This window comes from Sphingomonas carotinifaciens (assembly GCF_009789535.1).
Taxonomy (GTDB): Bacteria; Pseudomonadota; Alphaproteobacteria; order Sphingomonadales; family Sphingomonadaceae; genus Sphingomonas; species Sphingomonas carotinifaciens.
Window position 1 is genome coordinate 3,128,971 of record NZ_WSUT01000005.1, and the last position, 15,073, is coordinate 3,144,043.

Below are 15,073 nucleotides of genomic sequence, written 5' to 3' on the forward strand. Positions count from 1 at the left end.
ACGGGCACCCATCAAGACCTTACGCCTCGGTCTTCGGTGCAGCCTTCTTGGCGCGCGGCTTCTTCGGGGCGGCCTCGGCGCCTTCCTCGGCGTCCGTTGCCTCACCCTCGGCGGCAGCGGCCTTCTTGGCGCGCGGCTTCTTCGCCGCGGGCTCACCCTCGGCGGCCGGCGTCTCGTCCTTGGGCGCAGCCTTCTTCTTGGCGGCCTTCGGCTTGGGCGCGTCTTCCGCGTCGCCGGTCACTTCGGTCTCGGCCACCGGCGTGCCGTGATCATGGTCATGGCCATGCGCATGGTCATGATCGTGGCCATGGTCATGATGGTCGTGATCGTGATCATGGTTGTGGATGTGCGTGCCGGTCGCGAAGCCGTCCTCGCTCTCGATCGCCGCTTCCAGTTCCTCGCGCGTGGTTTCGCGGTCGGTGATCTCGGCCTTGCCGAACAGGAAGTCGACGACCTTGTCCTCGTACAACGGCGCGCGGAGCTGGGCTGCCGCCATCGGCTCCTGCTGGATGTACTGGATGAAGCGCTGGCGGTCTTCCGCGCCATACTGCTGCGCGGCCTGCGCGATCAGGCGGTTCATTTCCTGCGACGTCACTTCGACGCCGTTTGCCTGGCCGATCTCGGACAGCAGCAGGCCCAGGCGCACACGGCGCTCGGCGATCTTGCGATAATCGTCGCGCTCGCCTTCCATCTCGGCCTTGGCCTTTTCCGGATCGGCTTCGTGCGTCGCTTCATGCTCGAGCTGCGCCCAGATCTGCGAGAACTCGGCCTCGACCATCGACGGCGGCACTTCGAAGTCATGCCCCTCGGCCAGCTGGTCGAGCAGCTTGCGCTTCATGTAGGTGCGCGTCAGGCCGTTATGCTCCTGCTCGATCTGCCCCTTCAGCAGCTCGCGAAGCTGGTCCAGACCCTCCAGGCCCAGATTCTTGGCCATCTCGTCGTCGACGGTCGCCTCGCCGGCGGTCTTCACCGACTTGATGACCAGGTCGAAGGTCGCCGGCTGACCGGCCAGTTCCTTGGCGGGATAGTCCTCGGGGAAGGTGACGGAGATCTGCTTCTCCTCGCCCGCCTTCACGCCGACGATCTGGTCCTCGAAACCGGGGATCAGACGCCCGGAGCCGATCTCGACGCCCATATCGGTGCCGGTGCCGCCCTCGAAGGCGACGCCGTCGGCGGTCTTGCCGACGAAGTCGACGGTGACCAGGTCGCCCTGCTCGGCCGCCTTGTCGCCGGCATCGTCCCAGCGCTTCTGCTGCTCGGCGAACTTCTTCAGCTGCTCGTCGATCGACGCATCGGCGACCGGCACGGTCAGACGCTCCAGCTTCAGGCCGTCGATGGCGGGCGCCGGCACCTGCGGCAGCACTTCCATCGTCACGGTCAGCGTCGCATCCTTGCCCGGCTCATACCCCTCGCCCAGCTCCACCTGCGGCTGCATCGCGGGGCGCAGGCCCTTGTCGGCGATCAGCGACTGGATGCCTTCCTGCACCGCCGCGTTCAGCGCGTCCTGCTGCAGCGCCGGGCCGTGCATCTTGCGCACGAGGTTCGCGGGCACCTTGCCGGGGCGGAAGCCGGGCATGCGGATTTGCGGGGCGAGGCGCTTCAGCTCGGCATCGACCTTGGTGTCGATGTCCTGGGTGGTGATGGTGAGCGTGTAGGCGCGCTTCAGCCCCTCGTTCAGCGTCTCGACAGTCTGCATCCTAAGGCCTTCAATCTGGAGAAATTTCTTGACGGCTTTCCGTCCCGCCGGGCGGCGGGACTGGTGCGGGCGAAGGGACTCGAACCCCCACATCTTACGATACTGGAACCTAAATCCAGCGCGTCTACCAGTTCCGCCACGCCCGCACAGGACACTGCCGATGGGCGCGCGTCTATATCAGCATGGCATGGCGGAGCAAGAGGAACAGGCAACCCGCGCCGCGCCCGCGCGTTTGCCCATCGTACCAAGGAGAGAATTGATGGCCACGCAGCCCCCGACCGAGGTTCCGCCGCAGCCCACCCAGCCGGCACAGCCCGACGCCCCGCCCCCCGAAATCGCGCCCCCCGGCCCGGATTTCGACCAGCCCTCCCCCGGCACCCCGTCGGGCGATCCGGGCACCGGCCAGCCTGCGGAAATCTGATCGCATGGCTCAGGACGAGCAAGGCCAGGACCCGCTACCGCCGCAGCCCCTCACCCCCGAGGAGGGCGCAACGGCCAGCGATGTCGGCGCCCGCAAGCCCGGCGACACCGACGACATCGGCGGCACAGACGCGATGCGCGCCGAGACCGGCGGTCTTGCCGGTACGAGCCGCTGAAACAAGGAACAGTCATGAACGATCCCGAACCGAATCCCGACAGCCTTCCCGAAGATCGCCCGGACACGCATCCGGACAGCCCACCCGCCGCGCAGGACGATGACGCGCGCAGCGACATCGAACAGGCCGTCGAGGCCCGCTCGGACGCGGTCGAGCGCGGCGAGGGCGGCGACGAACCCGGCACCTTCACCGATGCAGGCGCATTCGACGGCAACAGCGGCACCGGCGGCGTCGTGAAGAACCAGGACCTGACGCAGCAATAAGCCCGTTATTGTCTTCGTTCGTGCTGAGCGAGGTCGAAGCACAGCCTCCAACCTCTGGATTTCGACTTGAAGTTGGATGACATCCTATTGATCCCTCCCCCGTTCGTCTCGAGTAGTCGTCGAGTAGCGGCGTAGCCGCGTATCGAGACGACGTATCGAGAGACACGTCGCCCCGTGTAGCACTGTCTCGATACGACTCTCGATACGCTCCTGCGGAGCTACTCGATCTCTACTCGACACGAACGGATTGAGGTGACGTCGCCCTGCTCCATTTCCGCCGAGCGGACTATGGTCGAGGCGCTGCGTACAACGCGTCATCCCGGTTGCCTCGACGATTGGAAACATTTCCAACGGTCATCCATCGAGCCCCGCGAGTCGCTTTTCGATCGCCCTGTTCGCCCTCACCCTGTCCGCGGCATCACCGCTCCCTCCCTCTCCCGCCGGGAGAGGGAAAAGACGCCGAAGGCGGCGAAGGGTGAGGGCGACCGGACGTGCTCGAACCAGTGCCAATCTTATAGGACCCCGCTCACGACACCTTCACGCTGGCACCCGGCAACTGCGCCGTACCGGCCAGCGCACGATAATCGGCCAGGTTCCGCTCATAATAATGGATCGCCGGTGCCTCGAAGCTGATCAGATACAGCCGTCCGTCCACGATCGCCCCCATCGCCTCGCCGCGGCGCTTCACCTCCTCATCCTTCAGCGTGAAGCTATAGGCGAAGCGGAAGCCTTTCCGCCCCGCAAAGGTCGCCGGCGCCACATCGTCCACGCTGAACAGCGCGGAGCCGCCCGCCAGCCGGTAGCTGCTCTCGAACAACTGCACGACATCCGACGCCAGCATCGTCGCACCGAACCGCGGCAACGGCGTGCGCTTCTTGTCCACTTCGCGAAACAGCGTCTGGCCGTCCGCAATGCCGCCATAGAACGTCACCTCGTTCAGCGGCATGCCGTCCAGCGTCCAGGCTTCCGCATTGCGGCCGGGGCGTGACTGCATCCGGTTCCAGTCGATCGGCGGCTGCACCGTCAGCGCCGACTTCGCCACCGCGACGCGGACGCCGTGCGGCACCAGCTTATAGGCCAGCGCCGGACTGGCCATCATCAGCGCGGCCGCCACCGCCCATCCCTGTACCCTGCGCATCACAACCCCTCCGCCATCATGCCGATCATCGCCTTGTCCGTCGCATCGGGCTTGCGCCGCAGATATTCCGCCAGCGCCGCGCGCCCCTCGTCCGCCCGCCCGGTGCGCAGCGCCACCAGCCCCGCCCCGCGCCACGCCTCGGCCGGCGCACCCGGCAGGGCGATCGCCTCGCGATAGAAACCCGCCGCCTGACCCAGATCCGCCGCCTGCCCCCGCGCGCGGTACAATTCGCCCCGCGCATAGAGCAGGTCGGCCGTCCACCCGTCATGGGCCAGCGCGGTCAACAGGAAGTCGGTCGCACCCGTGTCGTTCAGCTTCACCTGATCGTCCACCAGTTGCGGCCACCACGGCGCCAGTGCGGCGCTGTACGCCGCGCGCCCGTCCTCGCCGGTCCCGCCGGCCGCCAGCGCGTGCAGGGCCGCGATCCGCTCCGCACTGGGGGGATGCGTGGCGAACAGCCCGCCATTGTCGTTCTTGCGGCTGCGGGTGTGGCGTGCCGCGGCGGTCGCGTCCTGCTCGGCGCGCAACTGCTCCCACACTTTCTCCGCCTCGCGCGGGTCATAGCCGGCCTTGACCATCAACGGCACCGATCCCGCGTCCGCCTCGCTCTCCATCGCGCGCGAGAAATGGAAGATCGCGCCGATCAGCCCGAACTGCACCGCGCCCATCGCCGCCGCGCCCGCCAGCCCCGGCACCGGCAGCACCGACAGCCACGCCAGCGCATTGGCCTTGCCCCGCATGTCGCGCAGGTTGCGCAGCGAATGCCGCCGCGTGAAATGCGCATATTCATGACCCAGCACCGCGGCCAGCTGCGCCTCGTTGCGCACGCGCAGCAACAGGCCGGTATTGACCATTATCATGCCGGTCGGCGCCATCGATGCGTTGAAATCCGCAGTGCGCACCAGATAGATGCGCACCCCCTGGCATGCGGCCGCGTCCACCATCCGGCAGAATACGCCGCGCACATAGGCGTTGAGCGCCGGATCGCGGATGACGAAGGCGCTGGTCCGGAACCGGCGCTCCAGCTCGTTCACCTCCATCCACAGCCCGCGCTCGTCCTTGTCCGCCGGCTGGTAGCCCATGCCGATCCCCGCACCCGGCCCAGCCTGCGCGGCACCACCCTGCGCCGGCCCTGTGGCCAGCAGCGCCAGCGCCGCCAGCACCTGCGCGATCATTTCGCCGCGACCTGCCGCCCTTGCGCCGTCGGAAACTCGGCCAGCAACTGCCCGACCCGCTTGGCCGCGCCCTCGTCGGTGCGCACGTCACCGCCCGATCCCGGATCGACGTTGAACCATACGATGTTGCCGGTCTTCAGGTCGACCAGCGCGGCATAGCTTTCGTGCACGCCTGCCTGCACCAACGCCCCCACCGCCAGCGCGGCGAAGATCTGCAACGCCTTGCGCCCGGCCGTGCCATAGGCGTCGTGCGTCGACAGGAACAATGCATAGTCCCCGCCGCCGATCGTCCCCAGCCGCGCTGCGCCTTCGCCCAGCGTCCAGTCGAACCGGTCCTTCTTGGTCGGCAGGCTCGCCGCCGGGTTCATCTTGTGCTGGACGATGGCGCCCGCCACCGTGCGGAACAGCGCCTGATATTCCGCGATCAGCTGCCCCGCCTCGCCGTCCTGCTCGGCCAGGAACACCGCTTCGTTGCCGGCTGCCTGCTGGTTCGCCTTGACCTGGGCGACCAGCTTGTCGCGTGCCGCTGCAGTCCAGTCGGCATTCGCCTCCTCGACCCCGCCCGCGCCCATCGCCCCCACCTTCACGTCCGGCCGGAAGACGATGATCCGCACCGGCTTGCCACCGTCGAAGCGGAAGTTGCGGTCGAAGCGGATCTTGGCGTCCGCCATTGCCGGCAGGACGAGAAGCATCGCCGCAAACGCAGCGAACCAGCGCGATGACATGCTAAAACCCCCCGGTTCCGGCCCGCGTCACGAGCCGCACGAAACCTAATCCGGGGTGGCCGAGGCGGGCAAGCGCAGCTTCTTACAAGCTGCCCGCCCGCCCCCGAGCCTCAGCCGAGCGCCTTTTTCAGCAGGTCGTTGACCACGGCCGGGTTCGCCTTGCCGCCCATCGCCTTCATCGTCTGCCCAACGAAGAAGCCGAACAGCGCCTCCTTGCCGCCGCGATATTGCCCCAGCTGGTTGGGGTTCTTCTCCAGCACGCCCGCGATCACCGCCTCGATCGCACCGGTGTCGCTGGTCTGCTTCAGCCCGCGCTCCTCCACGATTCTGGCCGCGCCGTCGCCGGTCTCCAGCATCACCTCGAACACCTGCTTGGCCAGACTGCCCGACAGCGTCCCGTCCGCCACCAGCGCCAGCAGCTCGGCCGCCTGGTCCACGCTCACCGGACTGTTCTCGATCCCCTTCCCCGTCCGGTTCAGCGCCCCGAACAGTTCCGACGTCACCCAGTTCGCCGCCGGCACCGGCTTGGCACCCGTCTCCAGCAGCGCATCGAACCAGCGCGCTGCCTCCACCTCGGCGGTCAGCACATTGGCGGCATAGGCGCTGATCCCCAGGCCCTCATACCGCTTGCGCTTGGCGTCGGGCAATTCGGGCAGGCTGGCGCGACACTCCTCCAGAAACGCCTCGTCCAGCTCCAGCGGAAGCAGGTCGGGATCGGGGAAATAGCGGTAATCATGCGCATCTTCCTTCGACCGCATCGACCGCGTCGTGCCGCTCTCGACGTTGAACAGCCGCGTTTCCTGGACGATCCTGCCGCCATCCTCCAGCACGGAGACCTGGCGCTTGGCCTCATATTCGATCGCGGCCATCACGAAGCGCACCGAATTGACGTTCTTCGTCTCGGTCCGCGTGCCCAGTTCATCGCCGACTTTGCGCACGCTGACGTTCACGTCGGCGCGCATCGAGCCTTCTTCCATGTTGCCGTCGCAGGAACCCACATAGCGCAGGATCGCGCGCAGCTTGCGCAAATAAGCCCCCGCTTCCGCCGGCGACCGCATGTCCGGCCGGCTGACGATCTCCATCAGCGCCACGCCCGATCGGTTGAGGTCGACATAGGAACGCGTCGGATGCTGGTCATGCATCAGCTTGCCCGCATCCTGCTCGACATGGATGCGCTCGACGCCGATCGACTTGACCGAGCCTTCGGGGTCCTTCTCGTCCAGCGCGATCTCGATCGCCCCCTCGCCGACCAGCGGGTGATAGAGCTGGCTGATCTGGTAGCCCTGTGGCAGATCGGCATAGAAATAATTCTTGCGGTCGAACCGCGACCAGCGGTTGATCTGCGCATCGATCGCCATGCCGGTGCGCACCGCTTGGCGGATGCACTCGCGGTTCGGCACCGGCAGCATGCCGGGCATCGCCGCGTCGATCAGCGACACCTGCGTATTGGGTTCCGCCCCGAACGCGGTCGCCGCGCCCGAAAAGAGCTTCGCCTGGCTCGTCACCTGCGCGTGCACCTCCAGGCCGATCACGACCTCCCACTCGCCGGTGGCACCCTGGATGCGGTAGGTTGATTCCGTCATTTCGCTTCCTGCCCAAATCCGTCGGAGCGCTTGGTACCGGCCAGGTCTTCACCGCGGCGACCTTTGCTCCACACATGCAAACGGGGCCCGACCGACGACCCCATATTCTTCAACACAGCCGCACTTCGCCGCCGGGCCGGGGCATCGTCATCCCGTTCACGACGATTCCCCGCGGCCTCGACAACACAGCCGACCAACTCGAGACAAGCCTCAAGAAGATCGGCTGCGTCCAAGGCCTACCACCAGGCCTCGGGCCGCGCGGTGAAGCCCGCGCGCTGCTCGATCGCCAGGCTGGCGTTCAACACGCCCTGCTCGTCCAGCGGCTTGCCGATGATCTGCAGGCCCAGCGGCAGACCGCTCGCATCCAGCCCACCCGGGACGCTCATCGCCGGCAGGCCGGCAAGGCTGGCGGGCACGGTGAAGACGTCGTTCAGGTACATCGCGATCGGATCGGCCTGCTTCTCGCCCAACGCGAACGCCGCGGACGGCGCGGTCGGGGTCAACAGCACGTCGCACTGCTCGAACGCCCGCTCGAAATCGCGCGCGATCAGCGCCCGCACCTTTTGCGCCTGCGTGTAATAAGCGTCGTAGAAGCCGGCGGACAGCACATAGGTGCCGATCATGATGCGGCGCTTCACCTCCGGGCCGAAGCCGTCGGCCCGCGTCGCGGCATACATGTCCTGCAACCCCGCCCCTTCGGGCAGGTCGCGCAGGCCATAGCGAACGCCATCATAGCGCGCGAGGTTGGACGAGGCCTCGGCCGGGGCGATGATGTAATAGGCCGGCAGCGCGTACTTCGTATGCGGCAGCGAAACCTCGACGATCTCGGCGCCTGCATCGCGCAGCCAGTCGATACCTTGGCTCCACAGCGCCTCGATCTCGGCCGGCATGTTCTCGACCCGGTATTCGCGCGGCACGCCGACCCGCTTGCCCTTCAGGTCCGCGTTCAGCCCTGCTTCCCAGTTCGGCACGTCCAGTTGCAGCGACGTCGCGTCCTTGGCGTCGAAACCCGCCATCGCCTCCAGCATGATCGCGCAGTCGCGCACGTCCTGCGCCATCGGTCCCGCCTGGTCGAGCGAGGAGGCAAAGGCGATCGTGCCCCAGCGCGAACAGCGGCCATAGGTCGGCTTGATGCCCGAAATGCCGGTAAAGGCAGCCGGCTGGCGGATCGACCCGCCGGTGTCCGTCCCCGTCGCACCCGGGCACAGCCGCGCCGCGACCGCCGAGGACGATCCGCCAGAAGATCCGCCCGGCGCCAGCGCGGCATTGCCGCCGTCGCTCCGCCGCCATGGCGAAATGACGTTGCCGAACGCGCTGGTCTCGTTGGACGAACCCATGGCGAACTGGTCCATGTTCAGCTTGCCGAGCATGCCCGCGCCCGCATCCCACAGCTTCTGCGAGATGGTGGACTCATAGGGCGGCACGAAGCCTTCCAGGATGTGGCTCGCCGCGGTGGTCGCCACGCCCTTGGTGCAGAACAGGTCCTTCATGCCGATCGGCACGCCGGCCAGCGGCTTGGACGCTTCGCCCGCCGCACGCGCCTTGTCGGCGGCGTCGGCGGCGGCCAGCGCATGGTCGGGTGTTTCCACCAGGAACGCGTTCAGCGCCTTGGCAGCCGCCACCTTCGCGTTGAAGGCCTCGGCCACCTCGCGTGCGGAGAAGTCGCCGGCGCGGAAGCCGTCGCGGATGCCGGCAATGCCCAGATTGGTCACGTCGCTCATTATTCGATCACCTTGGGCACCGTGAAGAAGCCATGTTCGGCCTGGGGCGCGCCGGCCATCAGCGCGTCGCGTAGGTCGCCGCCGGTCAGCGGATCGGCGTTCACCACGTCGTCGCGCAGGCGCAGCGTATTGGGGATCACCGCGGTCATCGGCTCGACCCCATTGGTGTCGACCTCGCCCAGTTGCTCGATCCAGCCCAGAATGTTGCCCAGTTCGGGCGCCAGGCGGCTGGCATCCTCGTCGGTGATCGCGATGCGCGCCAGGCTCGCGATCCGTTTCACGGTTGCAGTATCTACGGACATGCCCCTGCGGCTACAATGCCGCCACTCCGCGCGCAACGCTTTTGCCACGTGACGCCGATTGCAACCTGCGCAACGCTACGGCACGGAGTTGGCGGTTGCGGCGGCGATGCTATTGCTGCACTGCACAACGGAGATATGATGTGGCCCGCAAATTCCTTTATGTCGTCGCGGGCCTCACCGTGCTCGCGATAGCCGCGACCTTCGCCTACCGGTTGTTCGGCAACCAGTTGCTGCGCTGGTCGACGGTGCCCGGCGAATCGTTCCGGGCACAGCCGGCGGCCCCGCCGTCGCTCTACGATCGCACCGCCTTGTGGCTCGCGCGTCCCGAACTCCCGAACAATCCGGCACAATGGACGCCCGCCGGCCACACGCCGGGCAAGACCGGCACGGGGGCCGCGATCTTCTTCATCCACCCGACCTCCTATATCAGCAAGGCGAGCTGGAACGCGCCGCTGGACGATGCGGAGACCAACGAGCGCACCGCGCTGTTCCTGCGCGGCCAGGCCAGCGCGTTCAACGCGGCGGGCGATGTCTGGGCGCCGCGCTATCGCCAGGCGACGTTCGGCGCCTTCCTGACCAGCGTGGCGGATGCCGAACGGGCGCTGGCGCTCGCTTATGGCGACATCGACGCGGCGTTCGATTCGTTTCTGGACACGATCGGCCCGGATCGCCCGATCATCCTCGCCGGGCACAGCCAGGGCGCGCTCCACCTGACCCGGCTGCTGCGCGATCGGGTGGCGGGCAACCCCGCCCTCGCCCGCCGTATCGTCGCCGCCTATGTGGTCGGCTGGCCCGTCTCCGTCACCACCGATCTGCCGCGCATGGGCCTGCCCGCCTGCGGGACGGCGGACCAGACCGGCTGCATCCTCTCGTGGCAGACCTTTGCCGAGCCGGCGGACCCATCGCTGATCCTCGACGTGTATGATCAGACGCAGGGCTTCAACGGCGCCCCGCGCCGCGACACGCCGATGCTGTGCACCAACCCGCTGACCGGCACCCCGAACGTGCAGGCACCCGCCACCGCCAATCTCGGCACGCTCTACCCCTCGCCCGATCTCAAGACCGCCGACCTGCTGCCGAACCGCGTTGCCGCCCGCTGCGGCGATCGCGGTTTCCTGCTGATCGGCGACGGCCCCAATGTCGGCCCCTATGTGCTGCCCGGCAACAACTACCATGTCTACGACTACAGCCTGTTCTGGGCCAATGTCCGCGCGGATGCGAACCGCCGGCTGGCGGCGTTCGCACGGTGATCACGCTCGACCGCAACGTCTTTCGCGAGGCGCTTCCCACCGGCGGCCGCCTGCTCGGCCTCGACGTCGGCACCAAGACGATCGGCACCGCGCTGTGCGACGCCGGCTGGACCTTTGCCAGCCCCGCCACCCTCGTCCGCCGCACCAAATTCGCGCAGGACAAGGCGCTGCTCGCCGACCTGATCGGCAAGCAGTCGGTCAGGGGGCTCGTCATCGGCCTCCCCCTCAATCTCGACGGTTCGGAAAGCCCCCGCTCGCAATCCACCCGCGCCTTTGCCCGCAATTGTGAGGATCTGGGGCCCGTCCTGCTCTGGGACGAACGCTGGTCCACCGTCGCGGTCGAACGCTTCATGATCGAACAGGACATGAGCCGCGCCAAACGCGCCGAGAAGATCGACAACTTCGCCGCCGCCCATATCCTGCAAGCCGCGATCGACGCCCTGACCATGGCGTAGGCCCAACCCCCTCTCCCCTCTCCCCTCTTGCCCCCACCCCGCCCGCTCGCTACCCGGCGGCTTTGATGCAGACCTCCGACCACCGCCCCGCCGCCGTCCTACCGGGCGGCGCCGTGTTCCCGCACCGGCACCTGACCGGGATCGAGGGGCTTCAGCCCCACGAGATCAGCTTCCTGCTCGACGAAGCCGAGCAGTGGATCGGCCGGGGAACGCGCGACGTGCCCGACACGCGGCTCGCCGGGCTCACACAGATCAACGCCTTTTTCGAGAATTCCACCCGCACGCTGCTGTCGTTCGAAATCGCCGGCAAGCGGCTGGGCGCCGATGTCGTCAACATGCACGCCGCGCAATCGAGCGTGAAGAAGGGCGAAACCCTGATCGACACCGCGCAGACGCTCAACGCCATGCGCGCCGACGTGATCGTCATCCGCCACATGGCGAGCGGCGCGGTCCGCCTGATCGCCGACAAGGTCGACTGCCCGGTGCTGAACGCTGGCGACGGCCGCCACGAACACCCGACCCAGGCGCTGCTCGACATGCTGACCATCCGCCGCGCCAAAGGCGATGTCGCCGGCCAGCGGGTCGTCATCTGTGGCGATATCCTGCACAGCCGCGTCGCCCGCTCCGACATCCTCGCCCTCACCGCACTTGCCGCAGAGGTCCGCGTCTGCGCGCCCTCCACCCTCATGCCCGCCGCGATCGACCGGATGTTCGTGACCCCCTTCACCGATTTCGACCGTGCGATCGAGGATGCCGACGTGGTCATGATGCTGCGCGTCCAGAATGAGCGCATGGGCGGCGGCTATATCCCCTCCACCCGCGAATATCGCCTGCGCTACGGCCTCACGCCGGAACGGCTGAAGCGCGCCAAGCCCGATGCGCTGGTCATGCATCCCGGCCCGATGAACCGCGGGGTGGAGATCGATTCGGAGGTGGCGGACGGCCCGCAATCGGCGATCACCGAACAGGTGGCGATGGGCGTCGCCGTCCGCATGGCCTGCCTGGATGTCCTGACGCGAAGGGCGCGCGGCGTGGAGGGCTGGGCATGACCGTCACCGCCTTCACCAACGCCGCCCTGGTCTGCCCCGTCCGCGGCGAGCAGCGCGCCACGCTTCTGGTGCAGGACGGCACCATCCTCGGCACCGGCGACGCGCCCGCCGACGCGACCGTCATCGACTGCGCGGGCAAGACGCTCGCCCCTGGCCTGATCGACCTCGGCATCTTCAAGGTCGACCGCGCCGCCGCCCGCGCCGGCGGCATCGTCCGCGTCGGCCTGATGCCCGACCAGTCGCCCGTGCTCGACGATCCCGGCATCGTCCAGCGCGCCGCGCTGATCGGCAAGCCCGATCTGTGGATCCACCCCATTGCCGCCGCCACCCGCGGGCTCGCCGGCACCGACATGGCCGAAATGGCGATCTGCGCCTCGGCCGGCGCGCGCGCGGTCGGCACCGGGCGCGGCTGGATCGCGGACGCCGGGGTGATGCACCGGGTCCTCGCCTATGCGCACGACCTCGATCTCGCGGTCATCACCCATGCCGAGGATGGCGGCCTCGCGGCGGGCGCGGTCGCGACGGAGGGCGAAACCGCCACCCGCCTCGGCCTGCCCGCCGCCCCCGCCATCGCCGAGGCGCTCGCCATCGCCCGCGACCTGATGCTTGCCGAGGAAACCGGCGCCCGCCTGCACATCCGCCAGGTGACGACCGCCGCCGGCTTCGACCTCGTCCGCGCCGCCAAGCGCCGCGGCGTGCGCGTCACCTGCGGCATCACGCCCGCCCACCTGCACCTGTCCGACATCGCGACGACGGATTTCCGCACCTTCGCGCGCCTGTCACCACCTTTGCGCAGCGAAAGCGATCGTCAGGCCGCACTTGCCGCGGTGGCGGACGGCACGATCGACGTCATCGCCTCGGGCCACGACCCCCATGGGCCGGAGGAAAAGCGCCTGCCCTTCGTCGACGCCGCGCCCGGCATGGCGGGTGCGGAAACGCTGCTGCCGCTGGCACTGATGCTGGTCCGCGACGAGCGGCTGAGCTTGGCTAAACTGTTCGAGAAGCTGGCGACGAACCCGGCCCGCATCCTGGGGCTCGATACCGGCACGCTGGAGCCGGGCAAGCCCGCCGACCTGCTGCTGTTCGACGCCGGCGCGCCGTGGCAGATCCTCGGCGACCGCTTCGCGTCTGCGGGCAACACCCCGTTCGACGGCCTCCCCGTACAGGGCAAGGCGCTCAGGCTATGGAAGGCCGGGCGAGAGATCGCCTAAACAAAAAGCCCTCTCCCCTCCGGGGAGCATCAGGTGAACAGCGCCCCGCGCTGTTCAGGTCATGCCGGGGGCATGACCGACCTGATGCTGGTTGGGTGAGGGGCCGCCAAGCAGCGCAACACTGCTTGGCAACCCCTCACCCTCCCATCGCTACGCGACGGGCCCCTCCCTCTCCCCGGCGGGGAGAGGGAAAATAAGTTACCGCCGCGGCCCCTTCGGTCCACGCGCGTGACGACGCGGACCGCCGGGGCCACCCGCACCCGCCGGCGCACGGCCCTGCGGGCGACCGCTCGACATCGCACCGCCCTCGGCCGGCTCGATCTCGATCCCGTCATCGGCATGTTCGGCCGCGGTACGCTTCAGCGCCGCCGCGAAGCGCGCCGCGATCGCGCTCGGCACTTCGAACAAAGTCTCGTTCGGCTGGATGCGGATCGCGCCGATCTCGTTGCGGGTGATATGCCCGCGACGGCATAGGAGCGGCATCAGCCAGCGCGGATCGGCATTCTGCCGCCGGCCGACATTCATCCGGAACCAGGCGGTATCCTCAAACCCGGCCCGCCGCTCGCGCTGGTCGCTGCGGCCGTCGCGCTCGCCACTGTCCACCATCTCCTCGGGCTGCGGCATGGCGGCACGATGCGCACGCACCAGCGCCGCGGCGATCTCGTCCGCCGGCTTTTCGGCCATCAGCTTTTCAGCGAGCGCCTTGTCCTCGTCGTCGACCTCGACCGGCTGGAGCAGCGCGGCCAGCAGCCGCTCGCGGTCGCCCGCGCGGATTTCTTCCGGAGTCGGCGGGCGGCGCCATTCCGCCTGGATGCGCGCCCCGCGCAACATGCCCTCGACGCGCCGACGGCGCGGATACGGCACCAGCAGGATCGCGGTGCCCTTGCGTCCGGCGCGGCCGGTCCGGCCCGAACGGTGCTGCAACGTCTCGGCATCGCGCGGGATCTCGACATGCACCACCAGCGTCAGGCCCGGCAGGTCGATGCCGCGCGCCGCGACGTCGGTCGCCACGCAAACCCGCGCACGGCCATCGCGCAGGGCCTGCAGCGCGTGGTTGCGCTCGTTCTGCGAATGCTCGCCCGACAGCGCCACCGCCGCGAAGCCGCGCTCGACCAGGCTGGCGTGCAGGTGCCGGACATTGTCGCGCGTCGCGCAGAACAGGATCGCCGTCTCCGCTTCGTGCAGGCGCAGCAGGTTGACCACCGCCGCCTCGATATCGGCCGGCGCCACCGTCACCGCCTGATAGGCGATGTCGGCATGGCCGCGTTCCTCGCCGATCGTCTCGATGCGCAGCGCATCGCGTTGATACCGCTTGGCCAGCTGCGCGATCGGACGCGGCATGGTGGCCGAGAACAGCAAGGTGCGCCGCTCGTTCGGCGTTGCGTCGAGTATCTCTTCCAGATCCTCGCGAAAGCCCATGTCGAGCATCTCGTCCGCCTCGTCCAGCACCGCGACGCGCAAGGACGACAGGTCGAGCGCACCGCGCTCCAGATGGTCGCGGAGACGCCCGGGCGTGCCGACCACGATATGTGCGCCGTTGCTCAGCGAGCGACGCTCGCGGCTGGCATCCATGCCGCCGACGCAGGTAGAGATGCGCGCGCGCGCCCCTTCGTACAGCCAGGCGAGTTCGCGGCTGACCTGCAATGCCAGTTCGCGCGTGGGTGCGATGACCAGCGCCAGCGGCGTGCGCGGCGGCGGCAGCGTGCCGTCCTCCAGCAGCTCGCCGGCCATGGCGATGCCGAAGGCGACGGTCTTGCCGGAACCGGTCTGTGCGGACACGATCAGGTCGCGGCCGATGGCCTCCGGCTCGATGACGGCGGCCTGGACGGGGGTGGGTGCCGCGTAACCGCGGGCACCAAGCGCTTCGGAGAGAAGCGTCGGGAGAGACGAAAAGGGCATGAGGCTCCAG

Annotated in this window: 15 protein-coding genes and 1 tRNA gene; 7 read left to right on the forward strand and 9 right to left on the reverse strand. The window is 68.4% G+C overall.

What is annotated here, in order from left to right; genetic code table 11:
- Nucleotides 1-19: 19 nt before the first annotated feature.
- Together tig and GQR91_RS16590 are read right to left on the reverse strand one after the other, a co-directional pair.
- Entirely contained in the window at nt 20-1,696 is a 1,677-nt protein-coding gene (gene tig / locus GQR91_RS16585; protein ID WP_149680833.1) for a trigger factor, read from the reverse strand.
- 61 nt (nt 1,697-1,757) lie between these two features.
- Nucleotides 1,758-1,842 (reverse strand) — tRNA-Leu (locus GQR91_RS16590).
- 113 nt (nt 1,843-1,955) lie between these two features.
- On the opposite strand from GQR91_RS16590, the gene GQR91_RS19175 reads away from it, so the two are divergent.
- The 3 genes from GQR91_RS19175 to GQR91_RS16600 are packed head-to-tail and all read left to right on the forward strand — an operon-like array spanning nt 1,956 to nt 2,555.
- On the forward strand, nt 1,956-2,117 hold the full coding sequence (locus GQR91_RS19175; protein WP_162843965.1) for a hypothetical protein: 162 nt from the start codon (nt 1,956-1,958) through the stop codon (nt 2,115-2,117).
- 4 nt (nt 2,118-2,121) lie between these two features.
- On the forward strand, nt 2,122-2,292 hold the full coding sequence (locus GQR91_RS16595) for a hypothetical protein (protein ID WP_160146715.1): 171 nt from the start codon (nt 2,122-2,124) through the stop codon (nt 2,290-2,292).
- Between the two features lie 14 nt (nt 2,293-2,306).
- Nucleotides 2,307-2,555, forward strand: coding sequence for a hypothetical protein (locus GQR91_RS16600; protein WP_149680834.1), 249 nt, complete (start codon nt 2,307-2,309; stop codon nt 2,553-2,555).
- A 526-nt stretch (nt 2,556-3,081) separates the two neighbouring features.
- On the opposite strand, the gene GQR91_RS16605 is transcribed toward GQR91_RS16600, so the two are convergent.
- From GQR91_RS16605 to gatC, 6 genes are all read right to left on the reverse strand, one after another.
- Nucleotides 3,082-3,693 carry a hypothetical protein gene (locus GQR91_RS16605; protein WP_149680835.1) on the reverse strand — a complete coding sequence of 204 codons (612 nt, stop codon included), beginning with the start codon at nt 3,691-3,693 and terminating at the stop codon, nt 3,082-3,084.
- Nucleotides 3,693-4,868, reverse strand: a complete 1,176-nt coding sequence (locus GQR91_RS16610; protein ID WP_149680836.1) for a M48 family metallopeptidase — start codon at nt 4,866-4,868, stop codon at nt 3,693-3,695. Before GQR91_RS16610 ends, GQR91_RS16605 begins: the two co-directional genes overlap by 1 nt.
- Complete coding sequence (locus GQR91_RS16615; RefSeq protein WP_235903829.1) at nt 4,865-5,593, reverse strand: hypothetical protein; 729 nt, start codon at nt 5,591-5,593, stop codon at nt 4,865-4,867. Before GQR91_RS16615 ends, GQR91_RS16610 begins: the two co-directional genes overlap by 4 nt.
- A gap of 110 nt (nt 5,594-5,703) precedes the next feature.
- On the reverse strand, nt 5,704-7,176 hold the full coding sequence (gatB, locus tag GQR91_RS16620; RefSeq protein ID WP_149680837.1) for an Asp-tRNA(Asn)/Glu-tRNA(Gln) amidotransferase subunit GatB: 1,473 nt from the start codon (nt 7,174-7,176) through the stop codon (nt 5,704-5,706).
- Between the two features lie 236 nt (nt 7,177-7,412).
- Nucleotides 7,413-8,897 carry an Asp-tRNA(Asn)/Glu-tRNA(Gln) amidotransferase subunit GatA gene (gatA, locus tag GQR91_RS16625; RefSeq protein ID WP_149680838.1) on the reverse strand — a complete coding sequence of 495 codons (1,485 nt, stop codon included), beginning with the start codon at nt 8,895-8,897 and terminating at the stop codon, nt 7,413-7,415.
- Complete coding sequence (gatC, locus tag GQR91_RS16630) at nt 8,897-9,199, reverse strand: Asp-tRNA(Asn)/Glu-tRNA(Gln) amidotransferase subunit GatC (RefSeq protein ID WP_149680839.1); 303 nt, start codon at nt 9,197-9,199, stop codon at nt 8,897-8,899. The genes gatA and gatC overlap by 1 nt, the downstream gene beginning before the upstream one ends.
- A gap of 140 nt (nt 9,200-9,339) precedes the next feature.
- Here gatC and GQR91_RS16635 point away from each other — a divergent pair, with 140 nt between their 5' ends.
- The 4 genes from GQR91_RS16635 to GQR91_RS16650 all read left to right on the forward strand — a co-directional run bounded on the left by GQR91_RS16635 (nt 9,340) and on the right by GQR91_RS16650 (nt 13,164).
- A complete protein-coding gene (locus GQR91_RS16635; RefSeq protein ID WP_149680840.1) occupies nt 9,340-10,449 on the forward strand; it encodes a DUF3089 domain-containing protein in 1,110 nt (369 codons plus the stop codon).
- Nucleotides 10,446-10,904 carry a Holliday junction resolvase RuvX gene (ruvX, locus tag GQR91_RS16640; RefSeq protein WP_149680841.1) on the forward strand — a complete coding sequence of 153 codons (459 nt, stop codon included), beginning with the start codon at nt 10,446-10,448 and terminating at the stop codon, nt 10,902-10,904. Before GQR91_RS16635 ends, ruvX begins: the two co-directional genes overlap by 4 nt.
- 65 nt (nt 10,905-10,969) lie before the next feature.
- Nucleotides 10,970-11,953 carry an aspartate carbamoyltransferase catalytic subunit gene (locus GQR91_RS16645; RefSeq protein ID WP_149680842.1) on the forward strand — a complete coding sequence of 328 codons (984 nt, stop codon included), beginning with the start codon at nt 10,970-10,972 and terminating at the stop codon, nt 11,951-11,953.
- Nucleotides 11,950-13,164, forward strand: a complete 1,215-nt coding sequence (locus GQR91_RS16650; protein WP_149680843.1) for a dihydroorotase — start codon at nt 11,950-11,952, stop codon at nt 13,162-13,164. Before GQR91_RS16645 ends, GQR91_RS16650 begins: the two co-directional genes overlap by 4 nt.
- A gap of 198 nt (nt 13,165-13,362) precedes the next feature.
- Here GQR91_RS16650 and GQR91_RS16655 read toward each other — a convergent pair whose 3' ends face one another.
- Nucleotides 13,363-15,063 (reverse strand): DEAD/DEAH box helicase, encoded by a 1,701-nt coding sequence (locus tag GQR91_RS16655; protein ID WP_112381044.1) that lies wholly within the window; start codon nt 15,061-15,063, stop codon nt 13,363-13,365.
- Nucleotides 15,064-15,073: the final 10 nt, after the last annotated feature.

What these genes read in the sequence shown, in the direction of transcription:
- tig (WP_149680833.1), bottom strand. Translation starts at nt 1,696, where the DNA reads ATGCAGACTGTCGAGACGCTGAACGAGGGGCTGAAGCGCGCCTACACG.
- GQR91_RS19175 (WP_162843965.1), top strand. Translation starts at nt 1,956, where the DNA reads ATGGCCACGCAGCCCCCGACCGAGGTTCCGCCGCAGCCCACCCAGCCG.
- GQR91_RS16595 (WP_160146715.1), top strand. Translation starts at nt 2,122, where the DNA reads ATGGCTCAGGACGAGCAAGGCCAGGACCCGCTACCGCCGCAGCCCCTC.
- GQR91_RS16600 (WP_149680834.1), top strand. Translation starts at nt 2,307, where the DNA reads ATGAACGATCCCGAACCGAATCCCGACAGCCTTCCCGAAGATCGCCCG.
- GQR91_RS16605 (WP_149680835.1), bottom strand. Translation starts at nt 3,693, where the DNA reads ATGCGCAGGGTACAGGGATGGGCGGTGGCGGCCGCGCTGATGATGGCC.
- GQR91_RS16610 (WP_149680836.1), bottom strand. Translation starts at nt 4,868, where the DNA reads ATGATCGCGCAGGTGCTGGCGGCGCTGGCGCTGCTGGCCACAGGGCCG.
- GQR91_RS16615 (WP_235903829.1), bottom strand. Translation starts at nt 5,593, where the DNA reads ATGTCATCGCGCTGGTTCGCTGCGTTTGCGGCGATGCTTCTCGTCCTG.
- gatB (WP_149680837.1), bottom strand. Translation starts at nt 7,176, where the DNA reads ATGACGGAATCAACCTACCGCATCCAGGGTGCCACCGGCGAGTGGGAG.
- gatA (WP_149680838.1), bottom strand. Translation starts at nt 8,897, where the DNA reads ATGAGCGACGTGACCAATCTGGGCATTGCCGGCATCCGCGACGGCTTC.
- gatC (WP_149680839.1), bottom strand. Translation starts at nt 9,199, where the DNA reads ATGTCCGTAGATACTGCAACCGTGAAACGGATCGCGAGCCTGGCGCGC.
- GQR91_RS16645 (WP_149680842.1), top strand. Translation starts at nt 10,970, where the DNA reads ATGCAGACCTCCGACCACCGCCCCGCCGCCGTCCTACCGGGCGGCGCC.
- GQR91_RS16650 (WP_149680843.1), top strand. Translation starts at nt 11,950, where the DNA reads ATGACCGTCACCGCCTTCACCAACGCCGCCCTGGTCTGCCCCGTCCGC.
- GQR91_RS16655 (WP_112381044.1), bottom strand. Translation starts at nt 15,063, where the DNA reads ATGCCCTTTTCGTCTCTCCCGACGCTTCTCTCCGAAGCGCTTGGTGCC.